General features: G+C 61.5%; 14 protein-coding genes and 6 pseudogenes. 16 read left to right on the plus strand and 4 right to left on the minus strand.

The window, feature by feature from the left end:
* Positions 1 to 1,860 precede the first annotated feature (1,860 nt).
* The 6 genes and pseudogenes from IPP03_19540 (at position 1,861) to IPP03_19565 (ending at position 9,095) form a co-directional block, all read left to right on the plus strand.
* Positions 1,861 to 2,118, plus strand: coding sequence for a hypothetical protein (locus tag IPP03_19540; protein MBL0354737.1), 258 nt, complete (start codon positions 1,861 to 1,863; stop codon positions 2,116 to 2,118).
* Positions 2,119 to 2,164: 46 nt separating this feature from the next.
* Positions 2,165 to 4,052: pseudogene (locus IPP03_19545) on the plus strand (propionate--CoA ligase).
* 132 nt (positions 4,053 to 4,184) lie between these two features.
* Positions 4,185 to 5,690: pseudogene (gene ppx, locus IPP03_19550) on the plus strand (exopolyphosphatase).
* Positions 5,687 to 6,793: an ABC transporter permease gene (locus IPP03_19555; protein MBL0354738.1), complete on the plus strand. Its 1,107-nt coding sequence runs from the start codon at positions 5,687 to 5,689 to the stop codon at positions 6,791 to 6,793. The pseudogene ppx and the gene IPP03_19555 overlap by 4 nt, the downstream one beginning before the upstream one ends.
* Positions 6,790 to 7,553: pseudogene (locus IPP03_19560) on the plus strand (ATP-binding cassette domain-containing protein). Before IPP03_19555 ends, IPP03_19560 begins: the two are co-directional and overlap by 4 nt.
* A 9-nt stretch (positions 7,554 to 7,562) precedes the next feature.
* On the plus strand, positions 7,563 to 9,095 hold the full coding sequence (locus IPP03_19565) for an MCE family protein (protein MBL0354739.1): 1,533 nt from the start codon (positions 7,563 to 7,565) through the stop codon (positions 9,093 to 9,095).
* Here the strand turns inward: IPP03_19565 and IPP03_19570 are convergent.
* Positions 9,087 to 9,650, minus strand: coding sequence for a TetR/AcrR family transcriptional regulator (locus IPP03_19570; GenBank protein ID MBL0354740.1), 564 nt, complete (start codon positions 9,648 to 9,650; stop codon positions 9,087 to 9,089). The genes IPP03_19565 and IPP03_19570 overlap by 9 nt on opposite strands.
* A gap of 175 nt (positions 9,651 to 9,825) precedes the next feature.
* Between IPP03_19570 and IPP03_19575 the strand changes: the two are divergent.
* The 10 genes and pseudogenes from IPP03_19575 (at position 9,826) to dnaB (ending at position 18,621) form a co-directional block, all read left to right on the plus strand.
* Positions 9,826 to 10,576: pseudogene (locus tag IPP03_19575) on the plus strand (electron transfer flavoprotein subunit beta/FixA family protein).
* Entirely contained in the window at positions 10,577 to 11,509 is a 933-nt protein-coding gene (locus tag IPP03_19580) for an electron transfer flavoprotein subunit alpha/FixB family protein (GenBank protein MBL0354741.1), read from the plus strand.
* 9 nt (positions 11,510 to 11,518) lie between these two features.
* On the plus strand, positions 11,519 to 12,184 hold the full coding sequence (locus tag IPP03_19585) for an energy-coupling factor ABC transporter permease (protein MBL0354742.1): 666 nt from the start codon (positions 11,519 to 11,521) through the stop codon (positions 12,182 to 12,184).
* Positions 12,185 to 12,227: 43 nt separating this feature from the next.
* Entirely contained in the window at positions 12,228 to 13,811 is a 1,584-nt protein-coding gene (locus IPP03_19590; GenBank protein ID MBL0354743.1) for a hypothetical protein, read from the plus strand.
* Positions 13,808 to 15,589 carry an acyl-CoA dehydrogenase gene (locus tag IPP03_19595; GenBank protein ID MBL0354744.1) on the plus strand — a complete coding sequence of 594 codons (1,782 nt, stop codon included), beginning with the start codon at positions 13,808 to 13,810 and terminating at the stop codon, positions 15,587 to 15,589. Before IPP03_19590 ends, IPP03_19595 begins: the two co-directional genes overlap by 4 nt.
* 111 nt (positions 15,590 to 15,700) lie before the next feature.
* Positions 15,701 to 16,084, plus strand: coding sequence for a 30S ribosomal protein S6 (gene rpsF, locus IPP03_19600; protein MBL0354745.1), 384 nt, complete (start codon positions 15,701 to 15,703; stop codon positions 16,082 to 16,084).
* 24 nt (positions 16,085 to 16,108) lie between these two features.
* Positions 16,109 to 16,543 carry a primosomal replication protein N gene (gene priB / locus IPP03_19605; protein MBL0354746.1) on the plus strand — a complete coding sequence of 145 codons (435 nt, stop codon included), beginning with the start codon at positions 16,109 to 16,111 and terminating at the stop codon, positions 16,541 to 16,543.
* Positions 16,462 to 16,683 (plus strand): annotated as a pseudogene (locus IPP03_19610) (30S ribosomal protein S18). Before priB ends, IPP03_19610 begins: the two are co-directional and overlap by 82 nt.
* A gap of 18 nt (positions 16,684 to 16,701) precedes the next feature.
* Positions 16,702 to 17,148: a 50S ribosomal protein L9 gene (locus IPP03_19615; protein MBL0354747.1), complete on the plus strand. Its 447-nt coding sequence runs from the start codon at positions 16,702 to 16,704 to the stop codon at positions 17,146 to 17,148.
* Between the two features lie 66 nt (positions 17,149 to 17,214).
* Positions 17,215 to 18,621 carry a replicative DNA helicase gene (gene dnaB, locus IPP03_19620; GenBank protein MBL0354748.1) on the plus strand — a complete coding sequence of 469 codons (1,407 nt, stop codon included), beginning with the start codon at positions 17,215 to 17,217 and terminating at the stop codon, positions 18,619 to 18,621.
* Between the two features lie 17 nt (positions 18,622 to 18,638).
* Here dnaB and IPP03_19625 read toward each other — a convergent pair whose 3' ends face one another.
* From IPP03_19625 to IPP03_19635, 3 genes and pseudogenes are all read right to left on the minus strand, one after another.
* Positions 18,639 to 19,436 (minus strand): transglutaminase domain-containing protein, encoded by a 798-nt coding sequence (locus IPP03_19625; GenBank protein MBL0354749.1) that lies wholly within the window; start codon positions 19,434 to 19,436, stop codon positions 18,639 to 18,641.
* A 534-nt stretch (positions 19,437 to 19,970) separates the two neighbouring features.
* Positions 19,971 to 21,408: pseudogene (locus IPP03_19630) on the minus strand (PhoH family protein).
* A 10-nt stretch (positions 21,409 to 21,418) separates the two neighbouring features.
* The gene (locus IPP03_19635; GenBank protein ID MBL0354750.1) at positions 21,419 to 21,874 is read right to left on the minus strand and encodes a peroxiredoxin; all 456 of its coding nucleotides are present in this window, start codon (positions 21,872 to 21,874) and stop codon (positions 21,419 to 21,421) included.
* Positions 21,875 to 21,951: the final 77 nt, after the last annotated feature.

Here is a 21,951-nt window from a genome sequence, read left to right on the forward strand (position 1 = left end):
GGAGCGAGGAACGCCATGCAATCCTTCAAGGCACTATTGATCGAGGAAGTTGACGGTAAAGTCGCCAGTGCGCTTCGCGACACTGGAAGAGGCGGACCTCGACTCGCGCCGTGATCTGCGTCGCCTATTCAAGTAGGGAACCACACACGCCCGCGCGATCAGCCATGGATCCACGCCTCTGCATCGGCGGTATCGATCTCTCGGGTAACGCCTTGATCGCAGGAGCACTGACTCAGTCGCGGCGGGCGATCCGGTGATTGCCACCAGTTTCGGGACACCCACCCGGCACCCGCGCAGTTATTCCGGCGACGCCCGGGTTCCTGGCGATTGGGTCGTTCTCCTCCCAGGGTTGTCGCTGCTTGACGCCATGGCGCTGGGAACCGGGTTTGGTCACGGGCGCGGGCCGGGGACGCCGGAATGGGAGATCCGGGGGATAGCGGAACACGGCGGGGGGATCCTGCGCTGCTCGACGGTGGAGTCGGCAGACGGGCGGGACGATATTCTGTTCTTGCGCTGCGGTACCACGTCGTCGCCCTGACTGGCGGTGGCGCGAGGAGTTGACGCGATTACCCTCGGCGCCTGGGCGCCGTCGAGGTGATGCCGCGCAGCGTCCCCTACATCGCGAAAATTCGTCCGCTCGATAAGGCGCGCTGGGCTTACGCCACAGACAACCTGGGTGGAGACGTTCTGACGTGGATTAACAGGCCTACGGCTCAGGTGGGACGACCGCCAGCATTGGCCTGGCGGCGAGCATGAGTCTGGAATACGACGGTCGTGCCGGCCCATCCCGCGCGGGTGTCGCTGCTCGGTATCGATTCGGGGTATATTCGAGAACCCTATCGGAGCGGTGCGGCGCCTGGCCAGCGACATGCGACCGCCGCATCCATCCGGATGTCGCGCAGGATCGGTTTTGGCAGATCTGCCGGCTGCTTTGCCGTGAATACATCGCCGGCCGTGCCAAGGGGCGGGTTGTCGTGGAGATAGGCGGAGAGTGAGATGACGGATCCGGTCCGTATTCTGGCTGTCGATGATTCACGACTGGTGGGGACGAAGCTAGCCCGGAACCTTAAGGGAACTTTCGATGTTCACTAGGAGGGCGACGGCGAGGGCAGCCTGGCAGTAACTTTGCCCGACCATTCGATCCGGGCCGTGATCTCCGATCTGCAAATGCCCAAGCTCGATGGTGCCGGACTGCTGCAAAGGGTCAGGGCATCCGCCAGCGCCGCCTGCAGGAGATGCCTTTTATCGTCGTTTCCGGCGAGGAAACCGAAGAGGAGCGTGAGCGGGTACGGGTGCTGGGAGCCTCCGACTTCGTGACCAAGGGTGCCGGCAGCGCGGGTGATCCTGACTCCGCCTTAACAACCTGCTTGCGCTGCCGGCCGCCCGCGAGAATCTTAAGCCGGGCGCGAGAGCAGGTTCAGCATCCGTCAACCGGCCTCTTTTTCGCGCAAGAATCTGGAGCACCAGGCTTCGCAGGCGCTGTCGCACGCGGTGCGCTCGGGGATCGACCTTTGCATCATGGTTCTTGGCTTTGATGCCTCGACCGGGTGTGCGAGCGGCTCGGGCAGGATCTGGCCGAGCGCGTCGGTGCTCGTTTTGCCAAGATGCTCGCCGGCAAGGTGCGAAACCGAGGATCTGCTGGGACATTTCGGGCCCGGTCAGTTCGCCATCGTTGCCCCGGGGACTTCGCCGCCGCCAACGGCACCACGTTCGCCGAGCGCGTCCGGGAAGCCGTCGAGGTCGCTCACGTCCCGGTTCAGGGGCAACCGGTTTCGCTGACCGTGAGTATTGGCGTGGCCAGCGTGCCGCCCGATAACGTGGATTCGGCGCTGGCATTGCTGGAACTTTGCGGGTCGGCGGATGCGCGAAGGCATGCGGGCTGGTGGCAACCGCATCGTTGCCGGCGACGGCGGGCCGGCGAAGCCCTATCAGATAAAGGTGCAAAGAGCACTGGAACTGATTCGCGAGCGGCGCGGCGAAGTCGTGCGCCCGCATCTTGGTCACCTTGGCGTCGAACTGTTGCCGCTGCTGCATCTGATGAATCAGGATTTGGGGTTGAATCTACCGCTGGCGGACATTGAACGCCGCTTTCGTGACCGGGCAAGCGAGAAAAAATAATCCGGCATTCTTTCCATGTGCAGGAAAACAATCTAGAGGATGACATATGACGACATACAAGGAATTCCATCAATACTCCATCGAAAAGCCGGACGAATTCTGACCGAGTGCGCAAACTCATCGACTGGAAAGAGCCATTCACCCAAGGGTGCGATTATTCGCGCCCGCCGTTCGCCAAATGGTTCGTCGGCGGCAAGACAAATCTTTGCTACAACGCGGTTGACCGTCACGCCGCCAAGCGTCCGAACGATCGGGCGCTGATCTTTGTCTCGACCGAGACCGACGAGGAAAAGATTTACAGCTTTGCCGAGCTGCAGCGCGAAGTCGAACGCATGGCGGCGATCTATCTGAGCCTCGGCGTCAAGCGCGGTGACCGCGTGCTGATCTACATGCCGATGATTGCCGAGGCCTGCTTCGCGATCCTCGCGTCAGCCCGGATTGGCGCCATTCACTCAGTCGTTTTCGGCGGTTTCGCGTCCGGGTCGCTGGCGACGCGTATCGACGATGCGAAGCCGACCCTGATCGTTTCTTCCGATGCCGGCATGCGCGGCGGCAGGGCCGTGCCCTACAAGCATCTGCTTGACGAAGGCATTGATCTGGCCGAGTACAAGCCAGCCAAGGTCCTGATGATCGACCGCGGCATCGACAAGGGCTTCAACAAGGTTGCCGGTCGTGACGACTACGCGACCCTGCGCGCCCAGTTCATGGATGCCCAGGTGCCGTGCGAGTGGATAGAATCCTCCGAGCCGTCCTATATTCTTTATACCTCCGGGACGACCGGTAAGCCCAAGGGGGTGCAGCGCGATACCGGCGGCTATGCGGTGGCTCTGGCCTCTTCGATGAAGAACATCTATTGTGGCGGCGAGGGTGAAACCTACTTCTCGACCTCGGACATCGGCTGGGTGGTGGGCCACCCTACATCATCTACGGTCCGCTGATCGCCGGCATGGCGACAGTCATGTGTGAAGGCACGCCGCTGCGTCCGGACGCCGGTATCTGGAGGCATATTATCGAGAAGTACAAGGTCAATGTCATGTTCCATGGCGCCGACTGCGGCGCGCGTCCTGAAGAAGCAGGATCCGGCGTACATGCACAAATACGACCTGTCCTCGCTCAAACACATCTTCATGGCTGGCGAGCCGCTCGATCAGCCGACACACGAGTGGTTCATGACCGAGTTGCAGAAGCCGATCATCGACAACTACTGGCAGACCGAAACTGGCTGGCCGATGCTGTCCGGCGTGCCTGGTGTTGAGAAGACGCCGATCAAGTACGGTTCGCCGAGTTTCCCGGTATATGGATACAACCTGAAGATTTACCGTGAGGACGGTTCCGAGTGCGATGCGAACGAGAAGGGCATCGCCGCCGTGGTCCCGCCGCTGCCACCGGGCTGCTTGACCACCGTCTGGGGCCAGGACGACCGCTTCGTCAGCACCTATTTCACCCTGTTCAAGGAGCCGCTGGTGTACTTGTCTTTCGACTGGGCGATCCGGGACGACGACGGTTACTTCACGATCCTTGGCCGCACCGACGACGTGATCAACGTCGCCGGCCACCGTCTCGGCACGCGTGAAATCGAGGAGGCGATCCAGAACCATCCGGCCATCGCCGAAGTCGCCGTGGTCGGTGTCGAGGACAAGTTGAAGGGCCAGATGCCGATGGCCTTCGCCGTGGTCAAGGATAGCTCGAAGATCGCGACTCCCGAACTGACCAAGGCGCTGGAGAAGGCGGTCATGGGAACGGTCGACGGCATTCTCGGCGCCATTGCGCGTCCGGGCCGTGTCTATTTCGTGAGCGGTCTGCCCAAGACCCGTTCCGGCAAGATGCTGCGCCGTTCGCTGCAGGCGCTGGCTGAAGGCCGCGATGTCGGTGATCTGCCGACGATCGACGATGCGTCGACGCTGGAACAGATCAAGAGGGTGCTGGACAGCTAATCACGCCTGCAATTTCAGCACGGACCCGCCGGGGAAACCCGGCGGGTTTTTTGTGTTTGGGCCGTAGGGAATGAGCGCCGTTGGCGAATGTTAGAATGCCGGCCAGATGCACAATTCAGTGATCGCGAGCAAATGATTTACGAAACCATTGCTGCTGTCGATATAGGTTCCAACAGCTTCCGCCTGCAGTTGGGCCGGGTGGTCGATGACCAGATCTATGCCCTGGACTCGCTCAAAGAGCCAGTGCGTCTGGCGTCCGGGCTGATGGTGGGACAAGCGTCTCGATCTCGAGTCGCAGGAGCGCGCCCTCAAGGCTTTGCGCTGTTTCGGCGAGCGCCTGCGCGGACTGGATCAGGGCGCGGTACGGGCGGTGGCGACCAATACTATGCGCGTGGCCAAGAATGCGGCTGAGTTTCTGCCGCTGGCCGAGGAGGCGCTCGGCTTTCCCATCGAGATTATCGCCGGCCGCGAAGAGGCGCGCCTGATCTACCTTGGTGCCGCGCATTCGCTCCCGGCTGCCGCGCACAGGCGACTGGTCGTCGATATCGGCGGCGGATCAACCGAGTTCATCATTGGCAAGAGGCATCGACCGCAACTGATGGAATCGCTGTACATGGGCTGCGTCAGCTACACGTTGCGCTTTTTCCCGGATGGCAAGGTCAACCGGAAGCGCTTACGCGACGCGCAGGTCGCCGCAGCAAAGGAAATCGAGCTTATCGCCCATGACTACAAGAGGCTTGGGTGGAAGGAGGCGGTCGGTTCTTCCGGGTCGGCGCGGGCGATTGCCGATGTGCTGGAGCTGAACCAGTTGAACCCGGGTGGCCGGTTCGGCATTACCCGGGAAGGACTCGACATGTTGCGTGACCTGCTGGTCGAGGCCGGCTCGGCCGAGGCCCCTCGATCTGCAGGGCATCAAGGCGGATCGCATACCGGTCATGGCGGGTGGAATTGCCATCATGTCGGCGGTTTTCGCGGAGATCGGGATCGAGACGATGTCGTATGCCGATGGCGCCCTGCGCCCTCGGCGTTCTCTACGATCTTCTCGGCCGATATCGCGACCACGACATGCGTGATTCGACGGTGGAGCAGTTCCGCCGCCGTTATCAGGTCGAGGTTGACCAGAGCGAGCGGGTCGAAGCCACTGCCCTGTCGGCGCTTACGCAGCTTGACGAGGCCGCGCCCGGCACGGGCGACCTACAGTTTCTGTCGTGGGCGGCGCGTCTCCATGAAATTGGTATTTCAGTGGCGCACAGCGCCTACCACAAGCACGGCGCCTACATTCTGACCTACGCTGACATGCCGGGCTTTTCGAAGCGGGATCAGGCCCGTCTGGCGATGCTGGTCCTCGCCCACCGCGGAACGCTTGACAAGCTGCGGGCCCCGCCTGCGGTCGACAGTATCTGGAAGCTGATTTTCAGTCTGCGGCTGGCGGTTCTGCTGCACCGGGCACGCAACGATCGTGCGCTGCCGGCATGGAGGGTGGCGGCAACATCCGATGGCTTTCGACTTGATCTGCCGGCGAGATGGCTGGCGGAAAATCCATGGACGGCGGCGGCCTTTAGTGAGGAGGCGGCAGTGTGGAAGGAAATCGGCCACGATTACGCGGTGAAGTCGACCGCAGAGAGGGGGCCGGCATGAGCAACCCGCCCCGTCTGCTGATCGAGCCGGGGAAGGTCGTGCTGAGTGGGGAATGGACGCCAGCCGCGCTGCTTCCTGAGCTTTCGCAATTGCGGTCGAGGCTGGTGGTGGGCGGGCTGGGCGACTTGTCGTGGGATCTCTCGGCCGTCGACCGGCTGGACAGCGCGGCAGCGGTGCTCCTCTGGCGGACGTGGAATGAGTGCTGGCCGGCCGAACTGAGCGTTTCCGATAGCTGCCGGCATGCCCTTGAACGCGTCGCGGCTGCCCCGGCGGATGCCGATTCCGGGCAGGACGCGGGGTCGGGGCTGGTCGAGCGGATCGGCTACCTCGTGCTTGCGGTCATCGACAACGGCCGTGGGCTGGTGACGCTGTATGGGCAAATGCTGCTCGATGTCTTGTATCTCGCTCGTCACCCCGCGCAAATGCCGTGGAAGGAAATTGCGGCAAATATCTACAAGGCCGGTGCGCTGGCCTTGCCGGTCACCGGACTGGTCGGTTTCCTGATCGGCGTGACGATCAGCTACCTGTCCGCCTTACAGTTGCGCAGCGTCGGTGCCGACCTGTTCATCATCAATATCCTCGGCATTTCGATCATTCGCGAACTTGGGCCAGTACTGGTCGCGGTGCTCGTCGCCGGCCGTTCGGGTTCAGCAATGACGGCGCAGATCGGCGTGATGCGGGTGACCGAGGAAATCGACGCCTTGTCGGCCATGGGAATTTCGCGCAGCATTCGCGTCATTTTGCCCAAATTATTGGCGTTGACCGTGGTAATGCCATTGCTCGTGCTGTGGGCTTCGGCCATCGCCCTGATCGGCGGCATGCTGTCGGCGATGCTGCAACTCGATATTTCGCTGATCTATTTCGTCGAAAACCTGCAGCGCGCGGTCCCGGTCGCCAACCTTGTCATCGGCCTGGCCAAAGGACTGGTTTTCGGCTTCATCATCGCTTGGGTCGCCTGTCATTTCGGCTTGCGCGTCAAGCCCAATACCGAGAGCCTGTCGGCCAACACGACCACCTCTGTGGTCACGGCGATCACCCTGGTCATTCTGGTCGATGCGGTGTTTGCGATTGCCACCCGCAACATGGGCATCCCGCAACTATGAGCGACGCTTTGCCAACCGCTGTTGTCGAGATGCGCGGCCTGAGCACGCGCATTGGTGATCGTTACATACATCGCAATCTCGACCTGCGGGTCGAACGCGGACAGGTGGTCGGTCTGGTCGGCGGCTCGGGCAGCGGCAAGACGACATTGCTGCGCCAGATCCTCGGCTGCTGCAGCCGGCGGCCGGCACGGTTCGCCTGTTCGGGCGGGATCTCGTCGCCGCCCGCCCGGAAGAGCAGACCGCCATCCTGCGTCGGCTCGGCATGCTGTTCCAGGTTGGTGCATTGTTCTCGGCGTTGCCGGTATTCGACAACGTCGCCTTTCCCTTGCGCGAGTTGAAGCTCCTCGACGCAGACTGGATTCGCCGCCTGGTCAATCTCAAGCTGGCACTGGTCGAGATGGAGGCGGAGCACGGCCGACTGATGCCCGCCGAACTTTCCGGCGGCATGGTCAAGCGCGTGGCGCTGGCCCGTGCCCTGGCGCTCGAACCTGAATTGCTGCTGCTCGACGAGCCGACGGCGGGTCTCGATCCGGATCGCAGCAGAAGCTTCATCAAACTGCTCGGGCAGTTGCAGGGCGAACTTGGCCTGACGGTGATCATGGTGACCCACGATCCGGAAACGCTTGCCGGCCTGGCGACCCATATCGCCGTGCTGGCCGACCAGCATATCGTCAATTTTGGCCCCGCTGCGGAAGTCATGGCCGGCGATCATCCGGTCGTTGCCGGTTTCCGGGATGGCGATAAGTCAAGGTTGTTGTAGGATTCGGCAATGGAAAACAAGTCGCATGCCTTTATCGCCGGTCTCTTCGCGCTTGTCCTCGGTGCGGCGGTGATCTTCGCCCTGTTCTGGTTACGCGGTACGCAGGAAAATCTGCGTGACTACGTCGTGGTCACCAAACACAGCATCGGCGGCCTTAATCCCCAGGCCCAGGTGCGTTATCGCGGGATTCGTGTCGGCAAGGTGACGGATATCCGGCTCGATCGCGACAACCCCAGCGACATCCTGATCAAGATATCCATCGCCGACGACATTCCGCTAACCAAGGGTACGGTCGCCACGCTTTCATATCAGGGGGTCACCGGAATCGCTCATGTTCTGCTGGTCGATAACGGCAAGAATCGCGAACCGCTGGTTGCCATTGACGGCAATCTGCCGCGTATCGCCATGAGTCCGTCGTTGTTCGACGAGGTCAGCGAGAGTGGCACCACGGCGCTGCACCAGGCGCAGGAAATCATGACGGCGGCCAGCGATCTGCTGAACGAGGAAAACCGCCGGCGCTTCGCGGCGACCCTGGTCAATCTGGAAGCGGCGTCGGCCAGCATGAAGCCAGCGCTCGACAACATGAACGCGTCGCTGCTCCAGGTACGCAAGCTGCTCGATGACCGCAATGTGCGGGGTCTTTCACAGGCTGCCGGCGAAGTCGGCCCGTTGCTCGCCGATACGCGGCAACTGGTGAGCAGGATGCAGGCGACCGCCGACAAACTCGACGTGGCCATCGGCGACGCCTCCGCTGGCGGGACCTCGGCGCTGATGCCGCGGCTCAATGAACTGGCGGCGGATTTCTCGCTGACCTCCAGGCAGTTGAGCCGCGTCCTGCGCCTGCTCGAGGACTCCGCCCCAGGGGCTCGCTTCGGGGTGCCGGCTGCGACGCCGGGACCCGGAGAGCCAGGGTTCTCTTCTGCTGGGGCCGCTGACGTGCGCCGTCCGCTGATCGCCTTTTGCTGCCTGCTCCTTGCGGCCTGTTATTCGGCCGGGAAGAGGGGAGGCGATAGTGCGCTGGCCATCTACGATCTTGGTCCGCCTGCCGTTCACGTGGCGGCTATGCTCAAGCGCCGCGAACTGGCGCTTGAGGTGCGGGCGCCCCTCTGGATGGACTCGATGGGCATCGAGTACCGGCTCGCCTATGACGAGCCGGCGCGCCTGCGCGAATACACTCGGGCACGCTGGGCTGGCCCGCCGGCACAGCTCATTCAGCAACGACTGATTCAGCAGCTCGGCATGCGGCCATCGGGTCAGGGCAGGACGCGCTGCGTGCTGCGAATCGACGTCGATTCCTTTGCTCAGGTCTTCAGTGATCCAGCGACGAGTCGCGGTCAGTTGCGGGGCAGGGCGCAACTCCTCGATTCGACGCGGGCACTCCTGATGATCTACGAGTTCAGTATCGAGAATTACGCGCCAAGCGCCGATTCGCGCGGCGGGGTTGCCGCCCTGGCCGAGGCGGTCGATCAACTGGCGCGCGAGCTTGCGGTCTGGGAAAAGTCCGCCTGGAGCGCGGGCAAGGGTGCTGACTGTTCAAGCTGAGACTATGTATTCGGCGATCCGCTGTTTCAGGTCTTCAAGATGGTCGTCGAAATGGGTGCAGTGCATCAGTGACAGCCCGAAGACGCAGGCATAGAGCAGCAGGCTGCGGCTCTTGGCCTCGGTATCCGTCATGCCGGCGGCGACGAAAAGCTTGCGGGTACAGTCCAGTCGATAGAGATCGACCGCTTCGACGAATGTCGCCGCTTGCGGGTCACGGCGGGCCCAGTCGCGAACCGCGAGTTCGATCGCCATTCCCTTGCGATTGCGACTGGCGCCATAGACCTCGACGGCAAAGTGAAGCTGTTCGCGCTCCCTCCCCGGCGTCACCGACGTGGTCTTCTCGATGTCACGGATGCGGCCTTCCTTCCAGTATTCGAGCATCGCCGTGAGCAGATCCTGGCGGTCCTTGAAATGCCAGTAGAAGCTGCCCTTGGTGACACCGCAACGTTTGGCGAGGACTTCGATGCGGAGTCCGCTGAGGCCGTCGCGGGCCAGTACGTCGATGGCGCCTTCGATCCAGTTTCCGCGGTCAAGCTGCACCCGCGGGCTCGCCAGTTTGCGGCGGGCCGGTTGGATCCGGGGTTGACAGAAGGTGTTTCCATACGCTACCGTATGTACTCCATACGAGACGGTATGGTCATTGTGCGCAATGTTGTGCGCTCTGTCAAACTGGTGGCAATCTGTAGTAAAAAGGCACTGACAAAATCAACTGACCGGAAAGGAGCGCTTTGTGAAGATTCTCGTCCCCGTGAAACGGGTAGGTGGACTACAACGTCAAGATTCGTCTGAAGGCGGATGGCACGGGTGTGGATCTGGCCAACGTCAAGATGAGCATGAACCCCTTTGACGAAATCGCCATTGAAGAGGCGGTCCGGCTCAAGGAGGCGGGCGTTGCCACCGAAGTCATCGCCGTTTCCTGCGGGCTCGCCGCCTGCCAGGAAACCCTGCGCACGGCAATGGCCATCGGCGCCGACCGCGGGATCCTCGTCCAAACCGACGTCGAACTGGAACCGATCGCTGTCGCCAAGTTGCTGAAAGCCCTCTGCGACAGGGAACAGCCGAAACTCGTCATTTGCGGCAAGCAGGCCATCGACGACGATGCCAACCAGACCGGCCAGATGCTGGCGGCGCTGGCAGGCTGGCCGCAGGCCACCTTTGCCTCCAAGGTCGTCATCGCCGACGGCAAGGCCATGGTCACGCGCGAAATCGACGGCGGTCTCGAAACCCTCGAGATGTTGCTGCCAGCAGTGGTTACTTCCGACCTTCGTCTGAACGAGCCGCGCTATGCAACGCTGCCGAACATCATGAAGGCCAAGAAGAAGAAGCTTGACACTGTCAAGCCAGCCGAACTTGGCGTCGATGTTGCTCCACGTCTGACGGTACTCAAGGTCAGCGAGCCGCCCAAGCGCTCGGCCGGCGTCAAGGTTGCCGACGTCGCCGAACTCGTCAATAAACTCAAGAACGAAGCCAAGGTGATCTAAATGACCATTCTCGTTATCGCTGAACATGACCATCAGGGCCTCAAGGCCGCCACACTCAACGCGGTCGCCGCTGCCGGCAAGATCGGTGGCGAGATCCATGTTCTCGTCGCCGGATCTGACTGCGACGGCGCCGTCCAGGAAGCCGCAGGCCTGCAGGGTGTCGCCAGAGTCAAGGTAGCCGATGCGCCTCACTATGCATCCCAGACCGCCGAGAACCTTGCCGCACTGGTTATCGCGAATGCGACGGGCTACACTCATATTCTCACGGCGGCCAGCCCCTTCGGCAAGAATATCCTGCCGCGTGTCGCGGCGCTGCTCGACGTTGGCCAGATATCCGAAATTAGCGCTGTTGAATCCGCCGATACCTTCACCCGCCCGATCTACGCCGGAAGCGCACTGGCCACGGTGAAGAGCGCCGACCCGGTCAAGGTGATCACCGTCCGCACCACTGCCTTCGATGCGGTCGCCGGTGGCGGCTCGGCCGAGGTGGAATACATCGCCGCCGCAGCCGATACTGCGCAGACGACGCTGATCAACCGCGAACTGGCCAAGTCCGAACGTCCGGAACTTGGCGCCGCCAAGATCATCGTTGCTGGTGGGCGCGGCATGGGCAGTGGCGAGAATTATCACAGGCTGCTCGAACCGCTTGCCGACAAACTCGGTGCCGCGCTGGGGGCTTCAAGGGCCGCGGTCGACGCCGGATTCGTGCCGAACGACTACCAGGTCGGCCAGACCGGCAAGATCGTCGCGCCGCAACTGTATCTGGCGATCGGCATCTCCGGAGCCATACAGCACCTGGCCGGGATGAAGGACTCGAAGGTCATCGTCGCCATCAACAAGGATCCCGATGCACCCATCTTCCAGGTGGCAGATTACGGACTGGTCGGCGATCTGTTCGAAGTGGTTCCGCAGCTCGAGGCAGCCGTCGGCTAGAATGGCCGAGTGAATCTGCCTGATACTTTGCTGGGCGAGGGTTGGTACTGGGCTGCCTGGGCTGTCTGGCTGCCACTCTTCGCCCGCAGTCTGTTCAGGGCGCCGTGGGCACTGCTCAAGAAGTCCGAGCAGTTGAACGTGTGGCTCGGCATGATCGTGCTGCTGGCGCTGATGTGGAGTCTCAAGGCGGGGGTCAAGCCTGGTCTGTCGCTGCATCTTCTGGGAGCGACGGTCTTTACCCTCAGCTTCGGTCCACATCTTGCGTTCATCGGCCTTTCGCTGGTCCTTCTGGGTGTCACCCTGAATGGCGATGGCGGGTACTTGGCCTTTGCAATCAACGCACTCGTGATGGCGGGTGTCGGGGTGACCATCAGTCAAGCCGTCCATAGGCTGGTCTTGGGCTTCCTGCCACGGCACTTCTGCATCTATGTCTTCATCAATGGCTTCCTTGGCCCGTTCCTGACGGTGCTGGGCGTGGGAATCGCGGCGACTTGCCTGCTGGCGATGGCCGGCGCTTACCCCTGGGACCATCTGGCCAGCGAGTATCTGCCGTATTTTATCCTCCTCGGGTTTTCGGAAGCCTGGCTCAGCGGCATGTTGATGACCCTCTTCGTAATCTATCGTCCGGAGTGGGTTGTGACTTTTGACGATTCCAGTTATCTCGCCAACAAATAGGTACTACAATTCGAAAAAATTCATGTCATTGGGGTCTAAAGTATTGAAAAATTCCATATTCCGTTCTTCCCTGATTGCAGCGATGATTGCGCTGGCGGGGGAGGCGGCGGCAATCGGCCTCGGGGAACTCAGAGGGAAGGCGGCTCTGGGCGACAAGCCGCGCTTCGAGGTCGATATTCTGGGTGCGGGGGCGGGTTTGCTGGATTCCAGCTGTTTCCGGCTCACGAAGCCCGCCGGCGACGATGATCTTCCCTGGTTGAAGCAGGCGACGCTCTCGGTTCGCAGGGGCTATCCGCCGGTACTCGAGATTCGTCCTGGTGTGCCGCTTGCGGACCCCGTGTTTGCGGTGGTGGTGAATGTCTCATGTGGGCATGACATCGTCCGGGAGTACGTCGTTTTTGCGTCACCACCGATCGGCCGCGCTGTGGACACGTCGCCTCGGGGCAGGGTGCCGGCGGCGACGCCGGCGCCGCGAAGGCAGGCTGGAGCGGCTCGCACTGCGGGGGCTCCGCAACGAGCGATTACCCGTCCGTTATCAGCGCCTGCCCCGGTGACCGGTCAACCGGCCGGGCCGGCGAAGGTTCAGGTCGCCGAGGCTGACGTGGCGCCGGCAGACGACAAGATCAAGAGCATGGAGGCCACGGTTGCCGACTTGCAGCAGCGCGCGGCCGAGCTGACGCAGAAACTGGAACTGGCGGCTGCTACCCCGGCCGCGGGGCAACCGGCTCAGCCCGAGGTCAAGCCGGTAACGCCGGTCCCGGCGCCTGAAGCGATCGTCACGGCAGCACCTGTCAGCGGAGGTTCCGATGGTTCGAACAATACCCTTTACGGGGCGCTGATTGGCGCGCTTGTGGCCGTTGCTGGCTGGCTGTTCTGGAGGAATTCCCGGGAGCGCGATGATCGGGGTGCGAACGGCAATGTTGTGGATGTCGAAGTCGACCCGCAACGCAAGGAAGAGCGCGAGGAGCGGGGCGGCGTTGACCTGCCGGTAGGGTCCGCTGCCATGAGGATGCCGATGAAGCTCGATGTCGGTGCCGAAGCGCCGTCGCGGCTGGACTCGATCATGTCGGTCTCGGCAGCCACGGTCGACGAGCATTTCGAGGCCAATCCGGTCATGGAACTGGCTGAAATAATGCTCTCTTTCGGGCGTGTGAAGGGTGCGGCACAGGCGCTTCAGGAGTATATCGACAGCAATCCGCAGGAAGCCCTCAAGCCATGGATCAGGCTTATGGAAGTCTACCGGATGGCGGGAATGCGCAAGGAATTCGAGAAGGTTGCCCGTGACCTCAACAAGAATTTCAACGTTGAGGTGCAGAGGTGGGAGCAGACGGTCGAGCCCGAGAGCGAGGGACCGGTTGACGTGATCCTCGATACCGAGCCGGTGGCCACAGGCAACCGGCTTGCCGAAGGCAAGATTGAAGGAATCGAGGGCATGCCGGCGATCACGGAGCAGGTTCTCATGCGCTGGAACGACGGCAGCGTCATCGAATACATGAATCAACTGCTGCGCGACAACCGGGGCGGGACGCGCCTGGGCTTCTCTTTGCCGGTCATCAGCGACATCCTGTTTCTGGTCGAGTTGAAAGAATTGTCAAACAATATTGAAAGCGAGTCCACACCATCATGAGTGAGTATCAGGCCCCATTGAAGGACATCCGGTTTGTCATGCAGGATCTGGCCGGTCTTGACCAGATCGTGTCCTTGCCGGGTTACGAGGAAGCGACACCGGATGTCGTGGATGCAATTCTCGAAGAAGCCGCGAAGTTTGCCGGTGGAGTTCTTTCTCCTCTCAATCAGGTAGGCGACAGGGACGGTGCCCGATGGAAGGATACCATCGTCACTACCCCGGCTGGGTTCAAGGAGGCTTATCGGCAGTTCGTGGACAACGGCTGGAACGCGCTTGGCTGCGACCCGGACTTCGGCGGGCAGGGACTGCCGCGATTGTTGTTCACCGCGGTCAGCGAGATGTGGAAGGCGTCCAATCATGCTTTCTCGCTATGTCCGATGCTGACCCAGGGAGCCATCGAGGCGCTGATGATCGCTGGCAGCGACGAACAGAAGGCGGCTTACCTGCCGAACCTCGTATCCGGTGAATGGGCTGGAACGATGAACCTGACCGAACCGTCCGCGGGTTCCGATCTGGCGGCTGTGCGCAGTCGTGCCGAGCCAGTAGGCGACGGCACCTACCGGATTTTCGGCCAGAAGATTTTCATCACCTACGGCGAGCACGACATGACGGAAAACATCGTTCATCTCGTGCTGGCGCGCACCCCCGATGCACCGGAAGGCGTCAAGGGCATCTCGCTGTTCGTCGTCTCCAAGTTTGTGCTAACGGCCGATGGCAAGCTGGGCGAGCGCAATGACGTCTACTGTGTTTCGATAGAGCACAAGCTTGGCATCCATGGCAGCCCGACGGCGGTGCTGGCCTTCGGCGACCACGGCGGTGCCATTGGTACGCTGGTTGGCGAAGAGAATCGCGGCCTCGAATACATGTTCATCATGATGAACGCCGCCCGCTTCAATGTCGGTCTGGAAGGACTGGGCGATGCCGAAAGGGCGTATCAGCGCGCCGTGGGCTATGCCAGGGATCGTGTCCAGGGCGGCGAAGTTGGAGTCCGGGGCGGCCCCAAGGTAGCGATCATCCGTCACCCCGATGTCCGTCGCATGCTGATGTCGATGCGCGCCCGCATCGAGGCGATGCGGGCGCTGGCCTACGTCACCGCAGCCGCGCTTGACAATGCGCACCAGAATCCGGATGGCGCCGCGCGTGCTCAGGCGCATGCATTCGCCGACCTGATGATTCCGGTGGTCAAGGGCTGGAGCACCGAGAGTTCGATCGACATCGCTTCCCTAGGCGTCCAGGTGCACGGGGGCATGGGCTACGTTGAGGAAACCGGCGCTGCCCAACACCTGCGCGATGCCCGTATCACGACGATCTACGAAGGAACGACGGCAATCCAGGCCAACGATCTGATCGGTCGCAAGATTGCCCGGGAGCAGGGGGCCACCATCAACGCGGTGATCCGCGAAATGCGCACCGCTGCCGCCGGTTTGGACGGTGATCTGGCAATGATCGGAGGCCGCCAGCTTGCCGCGGTCGACGCGCTGGAAAGGGCTGTTTTCTGGATTGTGGCTAATTTCGCCAGTGATCCGAAGGTGGTTCATGCCGGGGCGGTACCCTTTCTCCACCTGTTCGGCACCGTTGCCGGCGGTTGGCAGATGGGGCGGGCGGCGGTAATCGCCCGGGCGCGAATCGCGGCCGGCGACGACGACCCGTTCTGGTCAGCCAAGTTGGCGACGACCCGCTTCTTCGCCGATCATTGCCTGACCCAGGCAGCCGGCCTAGCGGAATCCATCATCGGCGGCGCGCCAGGGGCGCTGGAAATGGCCGACGACAGCTTCTGACAAATTCCCTCGTTTTGAGTGAAAGCCTGCGATAGTTGTTATAATCGTGGGCTTTTCAACCTTGCCCCACCGCATCCGCATGGCGGGGGGTTTAACCCAGAAGGAGTTTGCATGCGTCATTACGAAATCTGCTTTATCGTCCATCCGGACCAAAGCGAACAGGTGCCCGGCATGGTTGAGCGCTATCGCGCCATCATTGCCGCCAAGAGCGGCAGGATTCATCGTCTGGAAGACTGGGGCCGGCGCCAGCTGGCCTACCCGATCCAGAAAATCCACAAGGCTCACTACGTCCTGATGAACATCGAGTGCGACGGCGAGACGCTGAACGAACTCGAACACTCGTTCAAGTTCAACGATGCCGTCCTGCGCCATCTCACCGTCAAGATGAAGGCTGCGGTGACGACTCCCTCCCCGATGATGAAGGATGAGAAGTCCAGGTCAATGATGCCTGGTGACACGACTCCGGCGGAGTCGGCCGAAGCGGCTGTTGCCTGACGGCAATTCGTACGGGAAAGACGGCTGAACCGCGTCGAACTCTCGGGAAGGCTGGTCGAGCGCAAAGCCCTGCGCTATACCCCGGCAGGAGTACCGGTCAGTGAAGGATTGCTGAAACACGGGTCGACGCAGATCGAAAGCGGTACGGAGCGCTTGGTCGAGGTGGAAATTGCTGTAGTGGCCATGGGCGAACCCGCCCGCTGGCTTCAGGCGGTATCGATCGGCGGGGCAGTCAATGTGACTGGCTTTCTGGTAGCCAGGAGCCGCAACAGCAAGACACCTGTGCTGCATGTGAATTCAATCGAATTTTTGGAAGGAAATGAAAATGGCTCGATTCTTCAAGAAGAAGGAAGACGACAAGAAAAAAACGCGGTAGCGGTCTCTTCAAGCGCCGCAAGTTCTGCCGTTTTACGGCGGAAAAAGTCGAACAGATCGACTACAAGGATGTGGATGTCTTGAAAGAATACATCCAGGAAAACGCCAAGATCATGCCGGCACGGCTGACGGGCACCAAGGCGGGTTATCAGCGCCAGTTGGGCACCGCGATCAAGCGTGCCCGGTTTCTGGCACTGCTGCCCTACACCGACAACCATCAATAATTCCCGGGGAGACGAAACATGCAAATCATTCTGCTCGAGACGATAATCAACCTCGGCAACCTTGGCGACATCGTCAAGGTCAGGGACGGCTACGCCCGCAACTTCCTGATCCCTAAGCACATGGCGAAGCGTGCCACGCCGGCTACCCTGGCCGAGTTCGAGGCCCGGCGTGCGGAGCTGGAACGGGTTGCCGCCGAAAAGCGGGGCGCGGCACAAGGCATCGCCGACAAGATGGCCGGTCTCTCGGTTTCCCTCGCCCGTAAGGCCGGCATGGACGGCCGTCTTTTCGGGTCGGTCAGCAATGCCGATATTGCCGAGGCGCTCAAGCTCGCCGGCTTTGACGTCGACAAGTCGGCCATCCGTATGCCGGATGGCCCACTGAAGACGATTGGCGAATTCCCGCTTGATGTTGTGGTGCACGCCGACGTGGTGGCAAACATCTCCGTGGCAGTGGTTTCCGGCTAATCCAGGCTGTCCATTGCGACCAAAGGCCTCGCAATTGCGGGGCCTTTTTAATTTAAACTTGGCCACATGAATCAGCGCTTACAGAAAAGTTTCGTCAGCGACTCCGCGCTTGCCCAGTTGCGGGTGCCACCGCACTCGATTGAGGCGGAGCAGTCGGTCCTTGGTGGGTTGTTGCTCGACAACCAGGCCTGGGACCGGATGGGCGATCTGGTTACCGACAGTGATTTCTATCGCGACGAGCATCGGCGTATCTTCCGGCAGATTCGCAACCTGCTCGAAAAGTCGAGGCCGGCTGACGTCGTCACGGTCGCCGAAGCTCTCGATGCCGCAGGCGAAGGCGATCAGACCGGTGGGCTGGCCTATCTTGGAGAACTTGCCGCGAACACGCCGTCGGCTGCAAATATCAGGCGTTACGCCGAGATTGTCCGCGAACGGGCTGTCCTGCGCCAACTGGTCGCCACGGCCGACGAAATTGCCGCCGATGCGCTGAACCCGCTTGGGCGGGATGCTGATACCCTGCTCGACGAGGCGGAATCCAAGATCTTCGCCATTGCCGAAGCCGGTGCCGGTCACAGCGATGGTTTCGTCCACATCAATCCCTTGCTGACCCAGGTCGTCGAACGCATCCAGGAACTGCACGACCGCGACAATCCGTCGGATATCACCGGTGTTCCCACCGGCTACGTTGATCTTGACCGGATGACATCCGGCTTGCAATCGGGCGATCTGATCATCGTCGCTGGAAGGCCGTCGATGGGAAAAACCGCCTTTGCGCTGAACATTGCCGAAAGTGTGGCGGTCGAGACCGGTCTGCCGGTGGGAATATTCTCGATGGAAATGGGGGGCACGCAACTGGCGATGCGGATGCTGGCGTCGATCGGACGCCTTGATTCGCATCGGGTGCGCAGCGGACGCCTGACCGATGACGAATGGTCGCGGCTCTCGTTCGCGCTCGGAAAACTGCACGAAGCGCCCATCTATATCGATGAAACCGGTGGACTGACCCCGGCCAACCTGCGCGCCCGGGCGCGACGGCTGGCGCGCCAGTATGGAGGCAAGCTCGGCCTGCTGGTGATCGACTATATCCAGTTGATGAGCGGCAACCGCCAGGGCGAAAACCGGGCGACCGAAGTCTCGGACATTTCGCGGGCGATCAAGTCGCTGGCCAAGGAGTTACAGGTGCCGATCGTTGCCTTGTCGCAGCTCTCGCGCAAGGTGGAGGAGCGCACCGACAAGCGTCCGATGATGTCCGATCTGCGCGAGTCGGGCGCCATCGAGCAGGACGCCGACGTAATCCTGATGATGTATCGCGAGGAATACTACAAGCCCGACACGCCGGACAAGGGTGTCGCCGAAGTGATCATCGGCAAGCAGCGAAACGGGCCGACCGGCACAGTCAGGCTGACCTTCCTCGGTGAATACACGCGCTTCGAGAGTCTGGCCAGCGGCGGGTCTGGGCGCCCAGGTCATTGACCTGCAATACGGTAAGGCTAGAGTTCGACGCGGCGGCGCGCGCTAATGGTGAATTCAAAGCCGGCGGGATCGGTTCCGTCGCGCAGTGCTCCCCGTAATTCGAGTTGCGGTAGGAGCAGAAACGGTATTCTGGTCTGGCGGCCGGGGAGTTCGACATCAGTCCCGAAGTTGAAAGCGATCCAGTTCATTTCCCAGACGCCGAACAGTATCTTGCGCAGGGACAGCAACTTGCTGTCGCGATCCGATAGCCCTTCCATGGCGACGGCGCGCCTGACGTCGCTGGGGTCGACCGGAATCCAGCCAAAGCCGGGAATGTAGAACTCCGCCCGGACGTGTTGCGCCCGGGTCGCATCGTCGCCGTTGAGCCCCAGACTGCGGAAAAGCCGCGAGGGCCCAACGCGCAAGCCGTAAACGCAGCGTGCCGGAATGCCGATGGCGCGACAGAGTGCCACAAACAGTCCATTGATGTCGGCCGAACGCCCCCCGTACTGTCCGCGTATGAGTTGCTGGTTGACGTTGCCGCCACCGCAACCAGGCAATGCGGTATCGTAGATCGTATTGTCAACGACCCAGTCATAGATTGCCTTGGCCTGGGCCACCGGATCCTTGATCCGGCCAACGATCCGCTCGCCCAGTTGATGGGCCAGTCCGTCGTTGGGAATCAGTTGGGACGACTGAAGATTCCGCCGGAGAATGTCCTCACGCTCGGGCGCGACGGTGCGCCTGGCTACATCGAAATGGCGGTCCGCCGTCGTGACCAGCGTCCTGATCTGGAATCGCGCATCGTTGCCATCGGCCCATTCGGAATGAAACACTTCAAGGTCACCGTCGGGAAGCCGGCGCATACTAGAAAGTTTCGATTGCCATCCCAGCTGTGGCCAAGGGTCCGCTGGAAAAGAGTGTCTTGATTGAGTGGGAGGGGCAGCCACAGACGAGTCTGTCCGGATGCCCCCTTGACGGTTACACTGGTCGTAACCTCGTAGATTCGCCAGTCCACAGGCGGTTCAGGCGCCTTGACCGGGGGCAGGCGGCTTGCCGAGGTGCCTTGCGGCGGCTTTTCGGTAATCGGATCTTCGGCGGTATGGGCGACCGGACCTTGTGGCCGGGCCGGCGCGGGAGCGGGCTTTGCACGGCCGTGACTGCCCGTCGACCTTTTGGAGGCTGGTTTCGACGCCGGCTTGGCGTCAGACTTCTTCTTTGCTGCAATCGCTTCGCCCGAAAGCATCGAGAGGACCACGGCAGTGGCAAGGAAATCACGGCGTTTCAAAAGATCCTCCGGCGGAGACAGCCCGTGGCTGAAACGAAAAGGCCGTGTCGCTGACACGGCCCCTGTTAGTTATCAAGGAAAATTATAACACCTCGGCAGCGTGGTCAGCCAAGCGGGAACGCTCGCCGCGTTGTAACGTTATGTGACCGGAGTGCGGCCAGCCCTTGAAGCGGTCGACGACATAGGTCAGGCCCGAACTGCCTTCGGTCAGGTAGGGAGTGTCGATCTGCGCGATGTTGCCCAGGCAGACGACCTTGGTACCGGGGCCGGCACGGGTGACCAGGGTTTTCATCTGTTTCGGTGTCAGGTTTTGCGCCTCGTCGATGATCAGGTACTTCTTAAGAAAGGTGCGCCCGCGCATGAAGTTGAGGGACTTGACCTTGATTCGCGAGCGGATGATGTCGTGCGTGACGGCCTTGCCCCAGTCCCCGCCGTAGGGGCTGCTCCCTTCGTCGATGTGGGTCAGGACATCGAGATTGTCCTCGAGTGCGCCCATCCACGGCGCCATCTTTTCCTCCTCGGTGCCGGGCAGGAAGCCGATGTCCTCGCCGACCGGCACCGTGACCCGGGTCATGATGATTTCGGCAAAGCGCTTGCCTTCGAGCACTTGGGTCAGCCCGGCGGCGAGGGTCAGCAGCGTCTTGCCGGTACCGGCTTGGCCAAGAAGGGTGACGAAGTCGATTTCCGGGTTCAGCAGCAGGTTCAACGCGAAGTTCTGCTCACGATTGCGCGCCGTGATGCCCCAGACGGCGTTTTTCGGGTGCGCATAGTCGATCAGCGTTTCGAGAACCGCCGTGGTGCCGGCGGTTTCCTTGACGATTGCCGCGAAACCATCGCTTTCCAGCCAGACGAACTCATTGACCAGCAGTTGCGGGCACAGCGGTCCGCTGACCCTGTAGCAGGTCTTTGTCTCCTTCTTCCAGGATTCCATGCCCTGACCATGCTGTTCCCAGAAGGTGTCGGGCAGGGCGCGCGCGCCGGTGTAGAGGATGTCGGTGTCCTCGAGCACCTTGTCGTTGAAGTAATCCTCGGCGAGCAGGTTGAGCGCGCGCGACTTGATGCGCATGTTGATGTCTTTCGACACCAGGATGACCGGGCGCTTGGGGAATTTCTTCTGCAGGTGGATAACCACCGCCAGAATCTGGTTGTCGACCTTGGAGGTTGGCAGGCCCTGCGGCAGTTCGGCGCTGATCGCTTCGGTCTGCAGGAAGAGCCGGCCACTCGCCAGTTTGCTCGAGGGGCCATAAAGGTCGATCCCCTTGTCGATATCGACACCATCGTGGACCAGCATTTCGTCGAGCATGCGCGATGTCTGGCGGGCGTTGCGGGCGATCTCCGACATGCCTTTCTTTGTGGCTGTCGAGTTCTTCCAGCGTCATGATCGGCAGGAAGATGTCATGCTCCTCGAACCGGTAGAGGCAGCTCGGGTCGTGCATCAGCACGTTGGTGTCGAGGACGAAGAGCTTGGTAACGGCGGACTTCTTGATGGTGGCAGGCTCGCGCATCATGGAGCGGGTCATTCGTCGCGGTTCACAGGGCCTTGACGAAAGCCAGGACTTCCTCGGCATGTCCGGGCACCTTGACACCGCGCCATTCGCGCCGTAAAACGCCGTTGCGGTCGATGACGAAGGTGCTGCGTTCGACGCCGCGCACCTGTTTGCCATACATGTTTTTGTTTTTCATTACGGAGAACAGCGTGCACACTGCCTCGTCGGTGTCGGCACCGAGTTCGAAGGGCAACGACTGCTTGGCCTTGAAGCTTTCGTGTGACTTCAGGCTGTCCCGCGAAATTCCAAGAATTACGGCGTCGACCGCAACGAATTCCGGATACAGGTCGCGGAACTGCTGCGCCTCAGTGGTGCACCCCGGCGTGCTGTCCTTGGGGTAGAAATAGATGACGACGACCTTGCCGGCTTGTGTCGCCAGGTTGAAATCCTGACCGCCGGTAGCGGGCAGCGTGAAGTCGGAAATCTTCGTGTCGAGCATGGTGTTCCTCCTGATCTCGGTTATTTGGTCATTGTCGGCAATGGGCAGGGATGCGGTCAAGTTGTTACACTTCGCAG

It is taken from the genome of Candidatus Dechloromonas phosphoritropha, assembly GCA_016722705.1.
Lineage (GTDB): Bacteria > Pseudomonadota > Gammaproteobacteria > Burkholderiales > Rhodocyclaceae > Azonexus > Azonexus phosphoritrophus.

Bases quoted from the DNA above. Each gene is read 5' to 3' on its own strand.
- dnaB (MBL0354748.1), top strand. From the start codon at position 17,215: ATGAATCAGCGCTTACAGAAAAGTTTCGTCAGCGACTCCGCGCTTGCC.
- IPP03_19540 (MBL0354737.1), top strand. From the start codon at position 1,861: ATGCGCGAAGGCATGCGGGCTGGTGGCAACCGCATCGTTGCCGGCGAC.
- IPP03_19635 (MBL0354750.1), bottom strand. From the start codon at position 21,874: ATGCTCGACACGAAGATTTCCGACTTCACGCTGCCCGCTACCGGCGGT.
- rpsF (MBL0354745.1), top strand. From the start codon at position 15,701: ATGCGTCATTACGAAATCTGCTTTATCGTCCATCCGGACCAAAGCGAA.
- IPP03_19555 (MBL0354738.1), top strand. From the start codon at position 5,687: ATGAGCAACCCGCCCCGTCTGCTGATCGAGCCGGGGAAGGTCGTGCTG.
- IPP03_19580 (MBL0354741.1), top strand. From the start codon at position 10,577: ATGACCATTCTCGTTATCGCTGAACATGACCATCAGGGCCTCAAGGCC.
- IPP03_19615 (MBL0354747.1), top strand. From the start codon at position 16,702: ATGCAAATCATTCTGCTCGAGACGATAATCAACCTCGGCAACCTTGGC.
- IPP03_19595 (MBL0354744.1), top strand. From the start codon at position 13,808: ATGAGTGAGTATCAGGCCCCATTGAAGGACATCCGGTTTGTCATGCAG.
- IPP03_19565 (MBL0354739.1), top strand. From the start codon at position 7,563: ATGGAAAACAAGTCGCATGCCTTTATCGCCGGTCTCTTCGCGCTTGTC.